We start from the raw sequence: 17,239 nt of genomic DNA on the forward strand, positions 1-17,239 counted from the left end.
ACCTATTAATATGAAAAAGAAATTACTTGTAGTAGGGGCAATTGCCGCCGCTGGCCTGGCTTGGTACGCTTCTACTGAGTTCTCCCCAGAAGGTGAGCAGGTTTCTCAAGAGATTCTTGATCTGCGTAAAAAGCACGAGGATTTTTTGATGAATCACCCTTTTAACGAGACGATGAATTTAGGCAAGAAAGAGCGTCGCGCTCTTGGTTTGCCACCGAATGCCTTTAACGAACAAGACTTTTTATACACCATGGACCCTAGTTTAGGGGTGCCAGTTCCAGAGCGTATGTTCCGCACTTATGATCTATTGGTGGACCAGTTTGGACCAGACCGTTCTCCGGGAAGTGCTGAAGATAACGCTTGGGAAGAGCGTGGACCATTCAATATTTCTGGACGTGTACGTATGATCCTTTGGGATCCAAACGATCCGGATGCTCGACGCGCTTTTGCTGGTGGTGTGAGTGGTGGTCTGTATGTGAATGAAGATGTGACCAGTGGTTCAACCAACTGGGAATTGGTTTCTGGAGTTCCAGGAAACATTGCGGTTTCTTCCATCACCTTTGATCCTACCGATCCACAAGTAATGTATATCGGAACTGGGGAGCAGTATACTCAAGGAGCTGCTAACGGTAACGGAATTTATAAATCTACTGACGGAGGTCAGAACTGGGTACGTCTGAACGTAACTCTAGCCGGTGGTGGTGACACTACTGCGGGCGGAAATGATCTTCGTTCTGGTTTATTCTACATTAATGACATCAAAGCCTGGGAAGATCCAGACGGAGATGTACACATCTACGCAGGTGTAGGATCAACTGGATATGTTGGTTCTGGCGGAGGAGGTTCTTCCAGCCCTGTGAACATTCTCGGCTTACAGAATGCCGGACTTTATGAGTCTACAGACAACGGTGCTACTTGGTCTCGTGTTGAGCAGTCAGTATTTCAATACACCTATTTTGGAAACACCTTCTACGGAATTCCTAATGATTTTGAAGTTGCTACCGATGGGAAACTTTACTTCGGAGGGATTCGTTCTGGATTCACCAATGCTGGTTTAGGAGGACGCATTTTCAGTACTACAGATGGAAATACTTGGGCTCTAGAAACTGTATTGACGGCTTCTAACCGCACACAGATCGCTGTTTCTGGAACCGATCCGGATAAAATGTACGCCGTAGCGCAAGGACTTACTGGAACAACTCCAGTTCGTATTTTCCAAACCACAGACGGTTGGGATACTTTTACTACCACTAACTTGCCTAACGATGCTGACCTAGGTATTCCTGCGTCGGATTATACACGTGGGCAATCTTTCTACGATTTGATGCTTGCTGTAGATCCAACCGATGATGATATCATTTATGTAGGGGGTATTGATATGCACCGTTCTACTGATGGTGGAAACAACTGGGAGCAGATCTCTAAATGGTCTAACAATCCAAACCTAAATACACTTACAGTACCATTCGTACACGCAGATATTCACGAGATGGAGTTCCGTCCTGGATTCCCTAATGAATCTTTGACAGGTACTGATGGAGGAACTTTCTATGCTACTTCCTTGAGTACTGCTGCTGGAAACTCTGGTGCTATTTTACCGCGTTTGAGAAACTTGAACGTGACTCAATTCTACTACGGAACTATCAGTCCAGATGATTCTTCTGGAGATGACCTCGCTGGTGGAACACAAGACAACGGTACCTTGTTTAGAGATAACGCCGCTGCGGGAACTGGAAGTTTCATTGACCGCTTAGGTGGTGATGGTGGATTCACTGACTATGATGATGTACCTAACTACGTGATCACAACCTTCCCAGGGAACTCTCACATTTATGTGCGAATTCCATTTACAGGAGCAGGTTATCAGATCGATAGTGGAGAAGGAGTATTTATCAACCAAGCTGGTTTGGATAGAAACTTAGACATTCTTTATTCTAATGGACAAACCGGAGGTAATGAGCTTATTAAGCGTTATGTTTTAGGAACTACTTCTGCGGTGACTACCAACTTGGATAATGCACTTATCGATAACTCGCCTCCAACAGCTTTCAAAGTATCGCCATTTACTACGGCGTCTTCTACACTTTTCGTAGGAACCGCTACGGGTAAAGTTTTGCGTTTGGACAATGCTGATGCAACTCCAACTTGGAACGAGATCACTGGTCCTGGATTTGTGGGTAGTGTTTCTGATATTGAATTCGGAGAGACTGAGGATGAGCTATTCGTTACCTTCCACAACTACGGTGTGAACAGTGTTTGGTATTCTCCAGATGCTGGTGTGACTTGGGAAAACAAAGAAGGAAACCTACCGGATATCCCAGTAAAATGTATCCTTCAGAACCCATTGGCACCTCAAGAGGTGATCATTGGTACCGAGCTTGGAATCTGGTCTACAGATGACATCACAGCAGCGAGCCCAGTTTGGTTTGCTTCAGATAACGGAATGATGGACATCCGCGTATTGGATCTTGACCTAAGAGAATCAGACAACTTGATCTTGGCTTCTACGCACGGTCGTGGAATGTTTACCAATAAATTTGCTACGCTTTCAACGAACGACTTTGAGAGTCCTCTAGATGCGATCGTAGTATTCCCAACCGTTTCAAACGGTTTGTTTAACCTAGAAAGCAACACAGCTATCGGGGAATCAACCTTAACTGTTTACGGAATGGACGGACGTTTGGTAGATCAAAAGAACGTAACAATCAACGCTGGATCTCCAGTGACTATGGATTACCAAGGCTTGTCTTCGGGCATGTACTTTGTGAAGATCGAGTCACAAGGAACATCAAGTGTTAAACGCTTCGTGGTGCGTTAATCACAAGCGAGAATATAAAAGAAAAGGAGTCCAAATGGGCTCCTTTTTTTTGAGATTATTTTAAGTAGGATTCTATGACAGCCAAAATGGAATCACTGTCATAACCAGCGGCGGCTTTAAGCTCGGCAATGCTGCCGTGTTCCGGGAAATGATCTTGAACACCCAGGCATTCAATAGTCAGTTGGACTTTCTTTAAAGCGGCGAATTCAGTCACTGCGGATCCAAATCCACCGGAGACCACCCCATCTTCTACGGTGATCAGTACATCGTACTTTTCAAAAATGGATTCCAATAACTTATGGTCTAAGGGTGCTAAGAACTGCAGGTCATAAACGCTCACATGTTGCGACGCCATTTTTACTGCTTTTATTACATCAGTCAGCACAGTTCCAAGACTCAGCACTGCAATTTTCCCACCCTCTTGAATGGTTTTTCCTGAGCCAATGGTAAGTTCTTCTAATGGACTTTTCCAGTCCACTACTTCGCCACGTCCTCTAGGGTATCTAATTGCGATTGGGTTTTCTAGTCCTTGAGCTGCTGTATTCATGATATTGCGCAGATCAGCTTCATTGGCTGGGGCATAAATGATCAAGTTCGGAATGCAGCGCAAATAAGCTAAGTCAAAAATACCGTGATGTGTTGGGCCGTCTTCTCCCACAATACCCGCGCGATCCAAACAGAAGATCACTGGGAGTTGTTGCAGACAAACATCGTGGATCACCTGGTCATAAGCCCGTTGTAAAAAGGTCGAATAGATATTACACAAAACCTTAAAACCTTGTGTGGCGAGCCCAGCTGCAAAGGTCACGGCGTGTTGCTCTGCAATCCCGACGTCAAAGGCTCGCTCTGGAAAAGCCTCCATCATATATTTTAGAGAACTTCCGGTAGGCATAGCAGGGGTAATGCCGATGATCTTTTCATCTTTTTCCGCCAACTCCACTAGGGTGTGACCAAATACATCTTGAAATTTTGGAGGAAGTTTTTCTGCGGATTTTGGCAGTAAGTCTCCAGTTTTTCTGTCGAATTTACCCGGAGCGTGATAGGTCACTTGATCGGCTTCTGCCTGCGCCAAACCTTTTCCTTTTTTGGTGATCACGTGCAGAAGCTTTGGTCCTTTGACGTTTTTGAGCTGCTCAAAAGCATCCAACAAAGCATCAAAATCATGTCCGTCAACGGGGCCTTTATAGGTAAAATTTAGGGCTTCAAAAATATTGTCTTGTTCTGGTGTATTGCTCAAAGTGGCTTTGAGTAAATATTCCTTTAACGCCCCTACAGAAGGGTCGATCCCAATAGCATTATCGTTGAGAACTACTAGTAGATTAGCATCTGTAACTCCTGCGTGATTTAGCCCTTCGAAGGCCATCCCGCTAGCAATGGAAGCATCTCCTATGACCACAACGTGCTGACGATCAAGCTCCCCTGAAAGCTTACTGGCTATAGCCATGCCTAAGGCTGCAGAAATTCCTGTGCTGCTGTGGCCTACCCCAAAGGTGTCATAGTTGCTTTCTGAGCGTTTTGGGAAGCCGCTGATACCGTCAAGCTGTCGGTTGGTGTGAAATACATCTCTTCTGCCGGTAAGGATCTTATGACCATAAGCCTGATGCCCCACGTCCCAAACCAATTGGTCGTCTGGCGTATTGAAGCTATAATGTAAAGCAATGGTGAGTTCTACGACTCCCAAACTCGCCCCTAAATGCCCTGCTTTAGCGGCCACCACATCCAGAATAAACTCGCGAAGTTCTTTCGCTAGTTCTGGTAGCTGCTCAGGTTTTAGTGCTCGTAGATCTGCAGTCGTGTCTATATGTGGAAGCAAGGGCTGTTTCACAATTACAAAAATAAGAAAGCTCCTAGAGCTGCTCCCTTTAATTGCTGTGAAATCGTACTTTTGCTATCATGTTACAACCTTTTGACGACACCTATTTCATGAAAAAAGCCTTGCAGGAGGCTCATGAGGCCTATCGAAAAGGCGAAATTCCCGTTGGGGCTGTTGTCGTTGCTGGAGGCACCATCATTGCGCGGGCTCACAATCTTACCGAGACTCTTACTGATGTTACTGCGCATGCGGAAATGCAAGCCATAACGGCCGCATCAAATTATCTGGGTGGCAAATACTTGCACGATTGCACCCTCTATGTCACTTTAGAACCCTGTCAAATGTGTGGAGGAGCGCTCTATTGGAGTCAGATTTCTCGAATCGTTTATGGAGCTCGAGATATGGAACGCGGTTGTATCAACTTAAAGACCAAATTACATCCCAAAACTAAAATTACTGGAGGTATTTTAGAAGAGGAGGCCGCTACGCTGATGAAGCAATTCTTTGTCGAGCGGAGAAATTTGAACTAATTACTCTTCCTCGTCGCCCTGTTGATAGCGGCGCATCCGTTTGATGTTTTCTTCGCTGAGCATATAGCGTGATAGATCCCTTCCGTTGTAGCGGGAATAGATAAAAAGCGGCATCAATACAAAGAATCCGGCAACCAATCCGCAGCCAATCAAAAGATCACCAAAAGCTTCATCGCTGGATTTAAAATAGAATCCAGTGGAAATGGTTGCCACTACAGCCAATAACAGTATGCGCTGAAAAAGCACCATGCAGATTGCTTATTCCTTCAAGTTAAGCGCTAGGCTCAACTCGTCCAGTTGTTCCGGGTCAATCGGTGCCGGAGCATCGATCATCACATCACGACCTGAGTTGTTTTTAGGGAAGGCAATGAAATCACGGATGGTTTCTTGTCCGCCTAGAATAGAAACCAATCGGTCCAATCCAAAGGCAATACCTCCGTGAGGTGGAGCTCCGTATTCAAAGGCATTCATCAAGAATCCGAACTGCGCTTTTGCTTCTTCCGGAGTGAATCCTAAGTAATCGAACATCATGGCCTGAGTGGCCTTGTCGTGGATACGGATAGATCCTCCTCCAATCTCGTTCCCGTTCAACACCAAATCATAGGCGTTGGCTTTTACAGCTCCGGGATCGGTCTTTAACAGCTCTATCTGTTCTGGCTTTGGAGAAGTAAACGGGTGGTGCATGGCGTGGTAACGCTCGGTGTCTTCATCCCATTCCAAAAGTGGGAAGTCAACTACCCAAAGCGGAGCAAATTCGTCAGCTTTACGTAAACCAAGGCGTTCTGCCAGTTCCATACGCAAAGCACTCATTTGAGCGCGTGTTGCGTTGAGGTCTCCAGAAAGCACACCGATCAGATCTCCAGCTTTTGCGCCAGTGCGTTCTGCCCAAGCGGCTAGGTCTGCCTGATCGTAGAACTTGTCTACAGAAGATTTAAAACTTCCGTCTTCGTTGCAACGTACGTAGACCATTCCTTTGGCACCGATCTGCGGACGTTTCACCCAATCGATCAATTTGTCAATCTCTTTACGCGTAAAGGTGTTTGCTCCGGGCACTGCGATTCCAACAACTAATTCCGCGGAATTGAAAACGTTGAATTCTTTATGCTGAGCAATATCGTTAAGTTCGCCAAACTCCATTCCAAAACGAATGTCTGGCTTGTCGTTTCCGTAGCGTTTCATAGCGTCGTCAAAGGTCATGCGTGGGAACGCTCCAACTTCAACCCCGTTGATCTCTTTTAAAAGGTGACGGGTCAAACCTTCAAACGTATTTAGAATATCCTCTTGAGTTACAAAGGACATTTCACAGTCAATCTGAGTGAACTCCGGCTGGCGGTCAGCACGCAGGTCTTCATCTCTAAAACACTTCACAATCTGGAAGTATTTATCCAATCCACCCACCATAAGCAATTGCTTAAAGGTCTGGGGAGATTGTGGCAAGGCGTAAAACTGTCCTTCATTCATACGGCTTGGCACCACAAAGTCACGAGCTCCTTCTGGAGTAGACTTGATGAGATAAGGAGTTTCTACTTCTACAAAATCTTGAGCGGACAAAAAGTTGCGAACCGCGTTAGTCACTCGGTGACGGAAGATCAAATTGTTCTTCACTGGATTTCTGCGGATGTCCAAGTAGCGGTACTTCATGCGCAAGTCCTCACCACCATCGGTTTCATCTTCAATGGTAAATGGAGGTGTTTGTGCATCATTGAGCACAGTCATTTCAGCAACCAAGATCTCGATATCACCTGTAGGCATATCTGGGTTCTTGCTTTCTCTTTCAATCACAGTTCCTTTGATCTGTACTACAAATTCACGACCTAACGTACGCGAAAGTTCCATAAGGGCCTCGGTGCTGCGCTCTTGGTCAAAGATCAGCTGTGTGATTCCATAACGGTCGCGCAAATCTGCCCAAACCATAAACCCTTTGTCACGGATCTTTTGAATCCATCCGGACAAAACAACTTCTTCTCCAATGTGTTGTGCGCGCAAGTCGCCGCATTTGTGTGATCTGTACATTGCTTAAAATTTTGCGCTGCAAAGTTAAGAAGATTAGCCACATTGAAGGCTTTAAAGGGCACAAAAAAGCCAGACCGTTTTTATGCAGTCTGGCTTTTGATAATTTTAAACTTTAGGTTCTTCTAAGCAGCGGTATCTACAGCTACAGTCGTCTTCTTTTGTTTTCTGCCACTTCTCCAATTGGCTAAGCGCGTTTTGATTCTATAGATGATATAGAATAGTAGTGGCACAATGATCAAAGTAAGGAAGGTTGCAATGATCAGTCCGTAGATCACTGCCCAAGCTAGTGGTCCCCAGAAGATCACATTATCTCCTCCTAGATAGAAGTTCGCATCAAAGTTTGCAAAGAGATTAAAGAAGTCAATATTCACCCCAATGGCCAATGGAATCAATCCGAGTACTGTGGTGATCGCAGTCAGGATAACCGGACGCAAACGCGCGCGACCTCCTTGTACAATTAAGTCTTGGACTTCTTTTTTATCTAAGTACTCATTGTCTTCCAGATCTTTTTCAACCATACGGCGGTCAATCAGCAGCTGGGTATAATCCAGCAGTACCACCCCGTTGTTCACTACAATTCCCGCTAGAGAGATAATTCCCATCATGGTCATCATAATTACAAAGGAAGCTCCGGTAATTAAAATACCTCCAAACACGCCAATGAAACTCAAGAAGATCGCGATCATAATTATCGTTGGTTTTGAGATGGAGCTGAATTGGAAGATCAGCAGCAACATGATCAGTCCTAAACCTGCCAAGAAGGCAAAGTTCAAAAAGGCTTGTTGCTTGGCTTGTTCTTCTAGCTGTCCGGTAAAGTCAATTTTGATGTTCTTTGGGATCTCAGCTTCTAAGAAACTCGCACTCTGTGCTTGAATCTCTCCCACAACAGCACCAGCATCTACGAATCCTGGAGCCAAAGCAGAGTAAACAGTTACTACACGTTTGGCATCCTTGTGCTTGATGGCGCTAAAGGATGAAGTGTTGCGTTGTTGCGCAACTGCAGAAACCGGAATCTCCTTAACGCGTCCTGTGCTTTGATCTCTAAAGGTGATGTTCTGATCAAAAAGGGCAGAGGTATTGTAACGGTCGTTCTTGTCAAAACGCACATAGATATCGTAATCCTCACCGTCCTTTTTATAAACACCAGCTTTCTCGCCAAAAAGTGATCGTCTCAACTGATTTCCAACCAAACCAACGGCAACGCCGAGTTCTCCCGCTTTTTCGCGGTCAACGGCCACTTGCATGGAAGGTTTTCCTTTATTTACGTCGATCTTAAGTTCATCAATACCTGCAATGTTTTTGGTATTGATATAGGTACGCAACTTTTCTGCTGCAGCGATTAGCTCCTCATAGTCGTTTCCTTCTAATTCAATATTGATAGGATATCCCGCTGGAGGTCCAACGGCATCTTTCTCTACAGATATCGATACTCCCGGGTAACGTCCTTTAAGAGCTTCCTGCACCTTTTTACGCAAGGCTTCTGAATCTTTATTTCTTCGGAATTTGTACTCGCGCATGGTAGCGGTGATCTTTCCGCGGTGCGGCATTTCTGCGCTACTACCGCCGTCAGTGTTCGGGTTGCCAGCGCCTTCTCCTACTTGAGATACAGCAGATTCTACCAAAAAGTTGTAATCTCCGTCTTGATATTCATCTTCATTGACCACTTGATAAACGACCTTCTCAATGTCTTGAGTGATGGCGTTGGTCTTGTCAATATCCGTTCCTTCTGGATACTCAATGTATACGATGATCTGGTTCGGCGTGTTGTCTGGGAAGAATTCCACAGCCGTACGACCACTTCCAATAGAGGCTCCGAAGCCCATAAAGGTCACGATCAATAGCGCAAAGATCCCAACGATAAACACTACAGGTTTTCTTCCGGTAAGGGCCCAAGACAAGAAGTTTTGGTACTTGCGCTCCAACCATTTCAAGAACGTTTTCTGGAAGGTATTTGCTGCACCTTTTAGTACGTAACGATACACCCAGAACATGGCTGCGGTGAAGATCATTAGCGTTCCAAAGGCTTTGATCGGTGGCGCCATAAAATAAATGATCAGTCCAAGAGGAACCATGATGGCAGTCAAGCGGATCAATTGTTTACGGCTGAGTTTGCGTTCTCCAACTTCCATGAATTTAGAAACCAACATGGAGTTGATGAAGATTGCCACAAAAAGGGAAGATCCCAGTACAACCGATAGCGTGATCGGGAAGTAGATCATGAATTCACCCATGATCCCAGGCCAAGTACCTAGTGGCACGAAGGCTGCAACCGTTGTTGCCGTAGAAATGATGATCGGGAAGGCGATCTCTCCAATACCTTTCTTGGCGGCTTGGATGCGCGACATGCCTTCTTCATCCATCAAACGATACACGTTTTCTACTACCACAATTCCGTTGTCCACTAACATTCCCAGACCCATAATCAGGGCAAAGAGAATCATGGTGTTCATGGTATATCCTAAGGCTGACAGAATCATAAAGGACATGAACATAGACATCGGGATCGCGAATCCTACGAAGAGTGCGTTTCTAAATCCGAGGAAGAACATCAGGACCCCAACCACTAGGATAATACCAAAGATGATGTTGTTTACCAGGTCACTTACCTGGTTTACGGTCTTTTCTGATTGATCGTTGGATTTGCTGATCGATACGTCTCTTGGAATCAAGGTTTCCCCGCGCTTTACGCGTTCCAAAATCTCATCAACCTGCTCAACGGCAGCGATCATATTTTTTCCCGAACGCTTCTTCACGTCCAGCATCACCACATTATCTCCGTATTCACGGGCATAGGTGGTTTTCTCCTCTTCTTTAAAGCGGATATCCGCAATATCGCTTAAGTACACAGGGTTTCCACCTTCTGATTTCACTACGAAGTTTCTCAGTTGAGATGGATTGTCGATCTCCCCAAGAATACGAATGGTTCTACGCTGTCCGCTGGTGATCATGTTTCCGGCAGACATGGTCATATTACCATTTCTAATGGCACCGATCACATTGTCAAAGCTCACTTTGGCAGCCATCATTTTATAGATGTCCACCCCAACTTCTACTTCTTTGTCCTGAGCTCCACGAATGTCGGCGGCTTTGATCTGCTTGATGTCTTCAATTTCATCTTGAAGGTACTCCGCATACTCTTTAAGCTTTTCAACGGTGTAGTTTCCTTTGATGTTCACGTTGAGGATGGGCATCTCTTCTGAAAGACTCAGATCAAAGACATTCGGCTCCACTTTGGCGCCGTTAAAGGTTGGCCAGTCTTCATTGGCAACCTCACTGTCTACTTCATCTTTTACTTTTTGCTTGGCGAGTTCAACTTCAATGTCCTCTTCAAATTCTACAGTAATAATCCCGTAGTCTTCTTGTGAAGTGGAAAGGTATTCTACTACCCCAGAGATGTTCTTGATCTTGTCCTCTAAAGGATCAATGATCAAACGCTCAATATCTTCTGCGGTGTTCCCAGGATAAGGAACCGATACATAGATCTTGGTCTCATTGACTTCTGGGAAATTTTCCCGCGGCATGCTGTTGTATGCCATTCCTCCCAAGACCAGGAAGATCCCGATCATCACATAAATGATCGTTGGGTTGTCAATGGCCCAACTGGAGAGTTTAAACTCCTTGTCGACTTGTTTTTTCTTTTTGGCCCCCATCTTATTGGTTTTCTAGTGTTCTTACTTTTTGGTTGTCTTGTACGGTACGCGCACCTTCAATAACAAGCGCGTCGTTGAGTTCCAAGCCGCTTGTGATCTCAACGATATCTCCTTGTGTCAATCCTGTTTCAATATTCTTACGGATGGCAATGTCTCCGCTGCCGTCCTCTTTAGGTACAACCGTATATACGTACTGTTCTCCATTGGCGTCTTCTGAGATCACGTTGAGCGGAATCAAAATTGCGTTTTCTGCGGTGTAATCATTGATCTTCAAACGCGCGTTGAGGTTTGGTTTTACATCGGCATCCTTAGGAACCGCAACCTCAATTCTAAAGGTGCGGTTGTCTGGGTTGATGTAATTTCCAGTCTGCTTTACTTTAGAGGTAACCGTCTTGCCAAGTACTGGGAAGAAGATCTCTACATCCTTACCTTCAATTACAGTAGGTAAATAGCGCTCTGGAATTTGAGCCTCAATAAACATATCGCCTAAATTCACCACGCGGAACAAACCTTGTCCCGGAGTTACAACAGTTCCTTGATCCGTGATCACCTCATCAACAATTCCGGAGAATGGGGCAGTCACATTGGTTTTAGCCAATTGCTGCTTCAACTGATTTACGGCGTTCTCGCTAGACTCGTAATTGGTCTTGGCTTGCAGGTATTGAATCTCCGATCCGATTTTTTGATCCCACAAACGCTTTTGACGCTCAAAGGTTGTTTTAGCCAATTGTGCTTGTACTTCCAATTGACTCAATTGAGAGGAAAGTCCTCCGTCATCGATCTTTCCAAGGATCTGTCCTTTACGCACGCGCTGTCCTTCTTTTACGTAAACGCGTGTTAGGGTTCCTTGATATTCTGGATACACGATTACATTCTGGTCTGTCTTAACATCCCCTTGAATTTCAATATAGTGCTTGAACAAGGTGTCATTAACTGTGTGTGTGGTGATCAGTGCGCCTTGGTCCGGTTCTAATTTTTGAATAGCGGCATCCAAACTTTGGATCTGTGAAGTCAAAGCTTGTTGATCTGCATTCAAGGCATCACGACGCTCGCGCAGTTTGCCCAGATCGCCTTCTTCAATGAGGTCGGCTACAGGGACCTCGTTCTTATTTCCATTGCCACAGCTCACCAACAAAAGGGCGCTGAGTACTACTGTTAGGAATTTAATATTTTGGGTCATCTGAGTATGTTTTAGTTGTTATTTAGGATGTTCGAATTGATAATGGTGTCCAGCTCCGCTTTGCTATTGATCACATTGAGCATGGCATTGAAGTACTGCTGTTGTGCAGTGTAGAGTTGCAGTTGCGCTTGTCTGAGTTCAAAACTGCTTGAGATTCCCTCGTCAAACTTGGTTTGATTTTTACGCTCGATACGTTCTGCCAAGTTCAAGTTCATCTTGGCATTGTCATAAGACTCTACGCTAAACTTATAGTTGCTCTTGGCGGTATCAAATTGCAGTTGAATATTCTGCACGGTCTCTTCCAATTGCGTTTCTGCCTGATCCAAGGCAATTCGCGCTTGTTGGGTCTTGGCTCCGCGATTTCCACTGGAAAAGATCGGAATGTTCATATTCACGCCAAAAAGCGATTGTTGGAACCAACGCTGGTCAGAATCAAAGAAGCTAAAGTCATCACTAAAGGCTTGCGTACCGTAGTTTACAAAAGCGGTCAATTGCGGCAAGGCACGGCTCTTTTCTAACTTCAGTTCCAAAGATCGCTGCTCAGTGAGGTTATAAGCAATCTTGTAATCGATATTCTCTTCCATGTTCAGGTTGGTCTCTAATGCGCCCAACTGAATGTTTTGATCTGCTAAGTCATCCAAGGTTTCTGTTAAGGTCACGGGAGTATTCACATCGATCCCCAAAGCCACGTTGAACATTTGACGCGCAATGACCGTATAGCGTTCTGCATTGGCCAATTGGGTGCTGATCTCCAATAAGGTGATCTCCAACTGTTCTACCTCCTCTTGTTCATTGAGTCCATTTTCAAAGATCTTTTGAGCTTCAAAAAGGTTCTTCTCTAGTTTCTCTTTGTTGCTTCTAAAGATGTTTGCCAATTCATCCGCTAAAAGGACAGAACCGTAAGCGTTAATCACGCCGCGACGCACTTCCAATTGGGTCTTTTCTGCAGCGTTCTCTGAGAAATCCAAAAAGGCTTTAGCCGCCTGCAAGCCTACCAAATAGCTGCCATCAAAGATCAATTGATTTAAGGTAGCGGTTGCCGTGGCTTGTTGCTGGGTTCCAAAGACCACTGGGATAAATCCTTCTGGGGGAACAGGACTATCGGTTCGGGTCAAGCCAAAGAACTCTTCTACGGTGCTTACCGTGCTTTCACGATTGTCAAAAGCTGCAGCAGGGAGTAGAGAGACCGGCTGTTTAATAAAGTTTTGATATTGGATGTTCGCACTGATCTGCGGCAATCCGGTTGCGGTGGTTTCCCATTTCTGCTTAATGGCACGAGCAATGTCACGACGGGCGTTAATGGCCGTGTAATTGCTGTCCAAAGCAAAGGTGATCGCTTCTTCGAGGGTGAAGCGATACGCTTGCTCTTCTTGAGCATTGACCTGTCCAAGGCCAAAGACTACACAGAGTAGGATCAATAATTTTTGCATTATTCGGTGGTGTTTATAAATTGATGAAGTATGTCCATTCCATTGTCGGTGACGATGGCTCTCAGGTGATACTCCAAATAACTTTCCATGAGGTAGTCTTTGGTGTATTGCGCCGTAGGGAAAATGCCCTCGTCTTTAATACCCGTCATACCGTTGAAGTACATTCGGGCAATAAAATCCACATCAATACTCGGTCTAAAAAGCCCCATATCGATTCCTTTTTGCAAGCTTTCAGACACGGATTCGTGCATTTTTTTGAACTGTGCCTGATGCAACCTGCTGTAGGTTTGTGGATAGTATTTTTTAAGCTGATACTGCGGGGATGCTTTTTCGTTCTTCAGGTGATGCATCACGTACATTTTAATGTCGTAAAGCTCTTTGATAGGGTTGGCCGATTGCTCACAAATGGTATCGATCCCATCACAAATACTGTCGAACAGAAAAAAGGAAACTGCGTCTACCAGTTCCGACTTATTGGAGAAATGCACGTAGATGGTCTTCTTTGAAATGCCCATCGCATTGGCAATATCATCCATAGTCACACTCTTGAACCCAAGGTTCAAAAAGAGCTCCGCAGCTTTATTTACTATAGATTCTTTCACTGTTTTTTAAACGAAACTGATTTTAATTTCGGGGACAAAAGTACAATGGAAACTTTAAAAACATTTTAAGTTTCCTGAGTTTTAAACATTTATTAACACTTTGATAGGCTCTGGTTTACCGTTCGTCGGTTTGAATCACAATTTTTTGATAAGAGGATGCAACAGGTGGGAGTTTTGAAGTATTTTAGCGCAATGATTGCTTTGGATCACTACCGCCAAGCCTTTATGGAGCACCTAGAGGCTGTGGCTCAAGACAGACAACCCGATAACCTTTACGACCCCGTTCGTTATATTCTAACTCTTGGCGGGAAACGCCTGAGACCACTGCTTACCTTGGTGAGTTGTGATTTCTTCGGAACTCCTTTTAAAGAAGCCATGGATGCTGCCGTCGCTGTTGAGGTTTTCCACAACTTCTCTTTGGTTCATGACGATATTATGGACCAAGCGCCATTGCGCAGAGGTAAAGCTACTGTACATACCAAATGGGACCTCAATGCAGGTATTCTCTCTGGAGATGCCATGTTGATTTTGGCCTATCGATACTTTGAGAATTATCCACCTGAGGTATTCCAAAAGTTGGCTAAGCTGTTCAGCCAAACAGCTCTGGAAGTTTGTGAAGGCCAGCAATACGACATTGACTTTGAAACGCGTCAAGATGTACAATTACAGGAGTACATTACCATGATCGAGTACAAAACGGCTGTGCTTTTGGGCGCTGCTATGAAAATGGGAGCTCAGGTTGCCAGAGCTTCGGACTCTTGTTGTGAAGCGATCTATCAATTCGGTAAAAACCTGGGCATTGCCTTCCAATTGCAAGACGATTATTTGGATGCTTTTGGGGATCCGGAAACCTTCGGCAAACAGGTTGGCGGAGATATTCTGACCAATAAAAAGACCTTCCTTTATATTCAAGCATTGGCAAACAGTACCGCTGAACAATCGGAGAAACTCTTGGCTCATTATGCGGTTACTGATATGGAAGACGCCCAAAAGGTAAAGGAGGTCAAAGCACTCTTTGAGGCCACAGGAGCTGTTGATGCGATTAAGCAAGAGATTGCTCGTTATACTGAAATGGCCAACAGTGAACTCGACAGAATTCAACTATCCGATGACAAAAAAGAGGCACTCAGACAGTTTGGTGCCTTGTTAATGAAACGCAGCGTCTAAGTTGATGCCAAAACCACTCACTAAAACCCAAGCAGAAGATACCTTTGTATTTACGGATTTGTTGTACTTTTGTACTTCTGTAGAAGCAATTCTGATGTAGTCTCCAAACTATGGACAAATACTCTTTTCTAAACGCAGTCCACACCTCTTATCTGGCATCGCTTTACGATCAGTATTTACAATTTCCTGACAGTGTTGAACCCAGCTGGCGCGCTTTTTTCCAAGGTTTTGATTTTGGAATGGAAAGCGGATCACTGGAAGCACTAGGAATTGAAGCTGTTCCGGGCGAATTGATCAAAGAATTTCGTGTGGTCAATCTCATTGACGGTTACCGCGGGCGCGGTCACCTATTCACTCGAACCAATCCAGTTCGTGAGCGCCGCAAATACAGCCCATCTTTAGAGCTGTCCAACTTTGACCTTTCCAAGGAGGACCTGGATACAGAGTTTGAAGCGGGATCAATCTTAGGTCTCGGTAAGACCACTTTGAGACAGATCATTGCGCATTTGGAGGCGATCTATTGTGATTCCATTGGAGTGGAATATATGTATATCCGCAAACCGGAAGAGGTAAAGTGGATCCAAAACTGGCTCAACAACAACGACAATCACCCAAAATATTCCGCAGATGAGAAAAAGCATCTGCTTAAAAAATTAAATGAAGCAATCTCCTTTGAATCTTTCTTGCACTCCAAATATGTTGGGCAGAAACGTTTCTCAGTAGAAGGAGTTGACGCTTTAATCCCTGGGCTTGATACTTTAATTGAGCGCGGAGCTGATATGGGTATTGAGCAGTTTGTGGTTGGGATGGCCCACCGCGGACGCTTGAATGTATTGGCCAATATCTTCGGAAAATCTCCGGAAGACATCTTCAGTGAATTCGACAGTAAAGAATACGATGAAGAAGAACTCTTTGACGGAGACGTAAAATATCACATGGGATGGACCAGCTTCCGTTCCACAGATCAAGGCAAACAGATCCGTATGGATTTGGCGCCAAACCCATCGCACTTAGAAACAGTGAACGCTGTGGTGCAAGGAATTGCTCGAGCTAAATTGGACAACCAATTAGACGGCAATGAAAAAGCTATCCTGCCAATCTTGATTCACGGTGATGCTGCGATCGCTGGGCAAGGAGTAGTATACGAGGTGATCCAGATGGCACAATTGGACGGCTACCGCACCGGTGGTACCATTCATATTGTGGCGAATAACCAAGTTGGTTTTACTACCAACTATTTGGACGCGCGATCTTCAACTTATTGTACCGATGTTGGGAAGGTGACTCTTTCTCCGGTGCTTCACGTAAATGCGGATGATGTTGAAGCTGTTGCTCATGCCTTTACTTTTGCCTTAGAGTACCGCATGAAATTTGGTCGCGATGTCTTTTTAGATGTCTTGGGTTACCGCAAGTACGGACACAATGAAGGAGACGAGCCACGTTTCACTCAGCCTAAGTTATACAAAGCGATCTCTAAACATCAGAACCCAAGAGACATTTATGCCGAGCGTTTGATCGGTGAAGGCATTATTGATAATGCCTACGTTAAAAAATTAGAAAGTGATTACAAAAGCGAGCTGGAAGAAGATCTTGAAGCTTCCCGCAAGCGCGAGAAAACTGTGATCACTGAGATCCTTGCCGATGATTGGGAGGATTATATCTTAGGAGATATTGACGATATCAAAAAACCGGTCAATACAAGCTTCAACCAAGAGATTTTGGACAGCTTGGCTACAGGGATTTCCCAATTGCCAGGGGATAAGAAATTCATGCGCAAGATCCAGCGTATCGTTGAGGATCGCAAGAAGCGCTACTTTGAAGGCGATAATCTGGACTGGGCCATGGGAGAACTATTGGCTTATGCGACTTTGATGCACGAAGGCTTGAATGTACGCATTACGGGGCTGGATGTGGAACGCGGAACCTTTTCTCACCGTCATGCGGTCATCAAAACTGAGGACGATGCGGAAGAGAGCAACCTGCACAATGATTTAGATACTGAGGGGAAAATGCATATTTTCAACTCGCTTTTATCG

11 protein-coding genes are annotated in these 17,239 nt (G+C 44.9%); 4 read left to right on the plus strand and 7 right to left on the minus strand.

Translation table 11 applies throughout. The features are described 5' to 3' along the window. The first annotated feature begins 10 nt into the window (after positions 1–10). Positions 11–2,818 (plus strand): T9SS type A sorting domain-containing protein, encoded by a 2,808-nt coding sequence (locus tag HRT75_RS06540; RefSeq protein ID WP_291184136.1) that lies wholly within the window; start codon positions 11–13, stop codon positions 2,816–2,818. A 55-nt stretch (positions 2,819–2,873) separates the two neighbouring features. On the opposite strand, the gene HRT75_RS06545 is transcribed toward HRT75_RS06540, so the two are convergent. Further along, positions 2,874–4,643: a 1-deoxy-D-xylulose-5-phosphate synthase gene (locus tag HRT75_RS06545; RefSeq protein ID WP_291184139.1), complete on the minus strand. Its 1,770-nt coding sequence runs from the start codon at positions 4,641–4,643 to the stop codon at positions 2,874–2,876. Positions 4,644–4,711: 68 nt separating this feature from the next. Between HRT75_RS06545 and HRT75_RS06550 the strand changes: the two genes are divergently transcribed. Beyond that, positions 4,712–5,161, plus strand: a complete 450-nt coding sequence (locus HRT75_RS06550) for a nucleoside deaminase (RefSeq protein ID WP_291184141.1) — start codon at positions 4,712–4,714, stop codon at positions 5,159–5,161. Here the strand turns inward: HRT75_RS06550 and HRT75_RS06555 are convergent, their stop codons facing one another. The 6 genes from HRT75_RS06555 to HRT75_RS06580 all read right to left on the minus strand — a co-directional run bounded on the left by HRT75_RS06555 (position 5,162) and on the right by HRT75_RS06580 (position 14,036). After that, a complete protein-coding gene (locus HRT75_RS06555; protein ID WP_291184144.1) occupies positions 5,162–5,410 on the minus strand; it encodes a hypothetical protein in 249 nt (82 codons plus the stop codon). It lies immediately after the preceding gene. Positions 5,411–5,419: 9 nt separating this feature from the next. Then, on the minus strand, positions 5,420–7,174 hold the full coding sequence (gene aspS / locus HRT75_RS06560) for an aspartate--tRNA ligase (RefSeq protein WP_291184147.1): 1,755 nt from the start codon (positions 7,172–7,174) through the stop codon (positions 5,420–5,422). A gap of 122 nt (positions 7,175–7,296) precedes the next feature. Continuing rightward, positions 7,297–10,824, minus strand: a complete 3,528-nt coding sequence (locus tag HRT75_RS06565; protein ID WP_291184150.1) for an efflux RND transporter permease subunit — start codon at positions 10,822–10,824, stop codon at positions 7,297–7,299. A gap of 1 nt (position 10,825) precedes the next feature. After that, the gene (locus HRT75_RS06570) at positions 10,826–12,004 is read right to left on the minus strand and encodes an efflux RND transporter periplasmic adaptor subunit (protein ID WP_291184152.1); all 1,179 of its coding nucleotides are present in this window, start codon (positions 12,002–12,004) and stop codon (positions 10,826–10,828) included. Positions 12,005–12,015: 11 nt separating this feature from the next. Further along, entirely contained in the window at positions 12,016–13,434 is a 1,419-nt protein-coding gene (locus HRT75_RS06575) for a TolC family protein (RefSeq protein ID WP_291184155.1), read from the minus strand. Beyond that, a complete protein-coding gene (locus HRT75_RS06580) occupies positions 13,434–14,036 on the minus strand; it encodes a TetR/AcrR family transcriptional regulator (protein ID WP_291184158.1) in 603 nt (200 codons plus the stop codon). The genes HRT75_RS06575 and HRT75_RS06580 overlap by 1 nt, the downstream gene beginning before the upstream one ends. A gap of 156 nt (positions 14,037–14,192) precedes the next feature. Between HRT75_RS06580 and HRT75_RS06585 the strand changes: the two genes are divergently transcribed. Further along, entirely contained in the window at positions 14,193–15,203 is a 1,011-nt protein-coding gene (locus tag HRT75_RS06585) for a polyprenyl synthetase family protein (RefSeq protein WP_291184161.1), read from the plus strand. Positions 15,204–15,313: 110 nt separating this feature from the next. Beyond that, positions 15,314–17,239: thiamine pyrophosphate-dependent enzyme (locus HRT75_RS06590; RefSeq protein ID WP_291184164.1), on the plus strand; the 1,926-nt coding region annotated here is incomplete at its 3' end.

Source organism: Gilvibacter sp. (assembly GCF_013214815.1).
Taxonomy (GTDB): domain Bacteria; phylum Bacteroidota; class Bacteroidia; order Flavobacteriales; family Flavobacteriaceae; genus Gilvibacter.